Source organism: Carnobacterium sp. (genome assembly GCF_049673005.1).
In the GTDB taxonomy this organism is placed as follows: Bacteria; Bacillota; Bacilli; order Lactobacillales; family Carnobacteriaceae; genus Carnobacterium_A.
Genome location: NZ_JBATXB010000096.1, coordinates 1 through 4,356, shown reverse-complemented (window position 1 = coordinate 4,356; position 4,356 = coordinate 1). Strand labels below are relative to the sequence as shown.

General features: G+C 65.5%; 3 protein-coding genes. All 3 read right to left on the bottom strand.

Annotation, left to right across the window (positions count from 1 at the left end; genetic code table 11):
* Nucleotides 1-3,106 (bottom strand): amino acid adenylation domain-containing protein (locus WBF61_RS07195; RefSeq protein WP_424255208.1); only part of this gene is annotated, 3,106 nt, incomplete at its 3' end.
* A 14-nt stretch (nucleotides 3,107-3,120) separates the two neighbouring features.
* Nucleotides 3,121-3,870, bottom strand: coding sequence for an amonabactin biosynthesis protein AmoA (gene amoA, locus WBF61_RS07190; RefSeq protein ID WP_424255210.1), 750 nt, complete (start codon nucleotides 3,868-3,870; stop codon nucleotides 3,121-3,123).
* A 29-nt stretch (nucleotides 3,871-3,899) separates the two neighbouring features.
* A partial coding sequence (locus WBF61_RS07185; RefSeq protein ID WP_424255207.1) for a phosphopantetheine-binding protein occupies nucleotides 3,900-4,356 on the bottom strand: 457 nt, incomplete at its 5' end.

Genomic DNA, 4,356 nt, shown 5'->3' with positions numbered 1-4,356 from the left:
CCCCCTGCCAGATGGCGAGCACCGTCTGTTCCAGCTCGCTCTGTGGCTCGCCCTTGCTCTCCTGCCAATCAATGGCAGGCAGGCGGCGCAGGTCCAGCTTGCCGGTGGGGGTGAGCGGCATCTCGGGCAGCCAGCAGAGGCGCGCCGGCACCATGTAATCGGGCAGACACTCGCCGGCCCGCTGCAGCAGGGCGTCGCCGTCGGGTTCCCTTGCCCCGGCCTGCAGACAGGCGTAAGCGAGCAGGCGCCCCTCCTGCACCACCACCTTGATCTGGCGCATCGCCGGGCACAATTCGGCAAGCCGGGTCTCTATCTCCCCCGGCTCGATGCGATAGCCGCGCAGCTTGATCTGCTCGTCAATCCGGCCCAGATATTGGATGTTGCTGTCGCGGCGCCTGAGCGCCCGATCGCCGGTGCGGTAGAGGCGATAAGTACGACCCGCCAGCGCCAGCTCGATAAAGGCCTCTTGAGTACGCTCCGGCAGATTGAGGTAGCCACGAGCAAGACCCAGACCACTCAGGCAGAGCTCACCGGGCACACCGACGGGGCAGAAGTTGCCCCCTTCGTCCAGGATCAGCGCCTTCAGGTTGTTGACGGGGCGGCCTATGGTGATGGGCGCCCCCGGGGTGAGCCGCGCGCAGAGCGCGGTGACGGTGCATTCGGTCGGGCCGTACATGTTAAAGAGTGCTACCCGCTCCCCCCAGCGTTCCACCAGGCTGCTCGGGCACGCTTCGCCACCAAAGCCGATGGCCTTGAGGGAACCGAGATCGGTCGGTGGCAACAGGTTCGCGAGCAGGGCGGTGGGCAGGATCATATGGCTGGCACCGCAAGCGATCGCGGCGGCGATCACCCCTTCGCCCGGTTCGCCGAAGTGCAGGGCCGCGCCGCAGTACAGGGGCAGCAAGCTGGTCATGTTACCGGCATCAAACGAGAGGGACATGCAGTTGAACATGACGCCCCCCTTCCCAAGGGCGATGCGATCACCGTGATCCGCCATCAGGTTGATCAGGCTGCCCTGCTCCACCATGACTCCCTTGGGCAGGCCGGTGCTGCCGGAGGTGTAGATGATCTGGGCCAGCATGGCGGCGTCCCGAGGCAGTGCGGGCGTGCTGGCTGGCATCTTGTCCAGCGCAAGCTGGTGCAGATTGTGATATTCGGCAGTCGTGCTCGCCAGCGCCTCGCCAAGGCGCGGGTCCGGCACGCCCCCCAGCACCAGGCTGATGCCAGCGTCGGTGAGGATATGGGCCAGCCGCTCGGCGGGATAGGCAGGATCCAGCGGTACATAGGCCGCCCCCGCCTTCCAGCAGGCAAGCAGGGCAACCACGAAGGCCACATCCCGTCTGGCCTGGATGCCGATGGCGGCGCCCGGGGTAACGCCGCAGGATTGCAGCCAGTGTGCTAGCCGGTTGGCACGCACCTCCAGCTCGCCATAGGTCAACGATTGCGCGCTGTCGCTGACCGCCAGCGCGTCCGGCAACTGAATAGCGCGCCGCTCGATATGACAGAGCAGGGTGTCGCGGCTCGGGTAGTCTTGCGGCAAGTCGGCAAGCTGTGCGGCCAGCGCGGCCTGGTCGGTGCCCGCCTCCAGCGGCAGTTGCCAGATGTCGGTCTCGGGGGCCGCCACCACGGCGCGCATCAGGTGCAGCAAGCGATCGGCAAAAGCCTGAATGGTCTCTCGCTCGAACAGGGCGGTGGCAAACAGCCAGTCCACCCTGACGGAGTCCATCAGTTCGGTCACCTTGACCGAGATGTCGGTCTTGGCCGGCAACACAGGCGAGGTCTCCTCCACCAGCTGGCAGCCTGGGATAAGATCGTTGAAATCCACCTTGGCCTGATAGACCAGCATGATCTGGAAGATGGGGTTGATGGCGGTGGTGCGGTCGGCGCCGATGGCCTCGGCCAGCGCCTCGAAGCGGTAGAGCTGGTGATCGAAGGCCGCCAGATCCTCCTCCCGGCACTGCTGCAGATAGTCGACAAAGCTGGGCTTGCCGCTGAGTTGAGTACGCAACACCAGGGTATTGACGAAAAAGCCCACCAGGGACTCGATCTCGTGGCGCTCGCGATAGGCGAGCGGGGTGCCGATCACCACCTCCTTCTCGCCGCTCTGGCGCACCATCAGCAACGCAAACAGGGCGTGCAGACCGATGAAGTTGGAAGTGCTGTGGCGCTGACACAGGCGCTTGAAGCTCTCCCACAGGTCGCTCTCGATGGTGGAGAAGACCAGCTCGCCGCCGCTATCCTGATGGGCCGGGCGCGGCTTGTCGAGCGGCAGGCCGTGCACCTCGGGGCTGCCGCCGAGCCGGTCGACCCAGAATGGTTTGAACTCGGCGTGATAATCGAGAAAACGGTCCGAGTTGAACCAGCGGGCATAGTCGATGTAGGTGAGCGGCAGCTCCCTCACCTGCAGGGGCTCGCGGTTCTGATGGGCAAGAAAGGCGCGCTTGAGATCCGCGAACATGTTCTTGACCGACCAGCCGTCGGAGATGATGTGGTGCTGAGTGATCAGCAGCACGTGCTCGCGGCTGCCGAGCCGGATCAGGTGCACCCGGCTCAGCTCCCCCCGGGTCAGGGAGAAGGGGCGGCCGATCTCCTCGCGCACCCGGCGGGCCACATAGGCTTCGCGCTCGGCTGCGGGCTGCTCACTCACGTCTTCAATATGCAGCTTGAAGGGCACGTGCGGCAGTATCTCCTGGGCCCCCCTGCCCTCCTCGTCCTTGACGAAACGGGTGCGCATGCTGGGGTGGCGGGCAAACAGGTGATCGAAGGCAAATTCCAAAGCTCGGGTATCCAGCTCGCCGATCACCCGAAAGTAAACCGGCATATTGTAGAGGTGGGAGGCCTCCTCGTACTGCTCGATAAACCAGAGCCCGCTCTGGGAGGACGAGAGCGGCCCCTGCCGGGCGCCCTCGGCGACAATGGGTGCCTCGAAGGCGGCACGGGCCGCCAGGCAGCGCACCAGTTCATCCTTGTTGGCCTTGATGGTGGCGCCGATGGCCGGCGTCACCGCCTCCTTGCTCGACTGGGAGATAAGCTGACCCTTGTCGTTCAGCGCCAGCTTGACTCCCTGCCGTTCCAGCTGTTTCAACAGCAAAATCATATTGTTCATCTGTTTCTCAAGCCTCAGGCACTCAGGGTGGCGCCGCCGTCGACGACCAGATCCTGCAGCGTGATGTGGCTGGCCAGATCCGAGGCCAGGAAGAGGACGGTATGGGCGATCTCCGCCGGGGTGGCGACCTTGCGCAGGGGGATGCCGAGCTTGAACTGCTCCGGCAACCCAGCAATGGTGCGGGCCATGGCCTCCTCGCTTGGCAGCATGCCACGCAGCATGGGGGTATCCGTCGAGCCCGGCGACACCAGGTTGGCGCGCACGCCGAAGGGGGCCAGCTCCAGTCCCACCGTCTGGGTCAGGCTGGTGACCGCCGCCTTGGAGGCGCAATAGGCTGCCATCTGCATGCGCGGCACATGGGCGGCGTTGGAGCCGATGGTGACGATGGCGCCGCGCTGCTGCCCCTTGAAGTGGGGCACCAGGGCCCGCAGCAGATAGAAGACGCCGCTGGCGTTGACCGTCATGCAGTCGTGCCAGTCATCATCGCTTAAGGTTTCGGTGGGGCCGAGGCGCAGCACCCCGGCCCCGTTGACCAGCACATCCAGCCCGCCTTCCGCCAGCAGCGCTGCGCAGCAGGCGTTGACCGCCTTCGAGTCGCCAATATCGAGCAGCCGGGTGGCATAGGGGTAGTCGGCTTCGGGAAACGCCAGGTCCAGCCCCACCACGGATGCGCCGGCCGCCACGAACTGCGTCGCCACCTCGCGGCCGATGCCGCGCCCGGCCCCGGTCACCCAGACCCGCTTGCCAGTGAAATCAAAGGCCATTTTTTGTTGATCCTTCGTCATCTTGCTCATCACCACACCATCTCCACGCTCTCTTCATCCTCGGAAAGCAGGCCGTCGAGGAAACGGCAGAAGTCGTCGAGGCGCGGGTGATCGAACACGTCGGAGACCTTGACCTGCACCCCGAACTCGGCGCCGAGCCGGTTGACTATCTGGATGGTCTGCAGGGACTGGCCCCCCAGTTCGAAGAAGTTGTCCGTGGGCGCCATGGTGGCGAGCCCCAGGATCTGCTGCCAAATGGCGCCGACCCGGTTCTCGGTCTCGCTGCCAAGGGTCAACGCTTCGCCGCCCGCCTGATAGGCGGCCAGCAGGGCCTTGCGATCCAGCTTGTTGGAGCCGGTGCGGGGCAGCTGGTCATAGTGGCGATAATCGGTGGGGATCATGGCGGCAGGCAACACCCTGGCCAGCTGCGCCTTGCTGACCCGGCTGTCGCGCTCCGGCCCCGCCACAAAGGCCACCAGCCGGCGC

Bases quoted from the DNA above. Each gene is read 5' to 3' on its own strand.
- amoA (WP_424255210.1), bottom strand. From the start codon at position 3,870: ATGGCCTTTGATTTCACTGGCAAGCGGGTCTGGGTGACCGGGGCCGGG.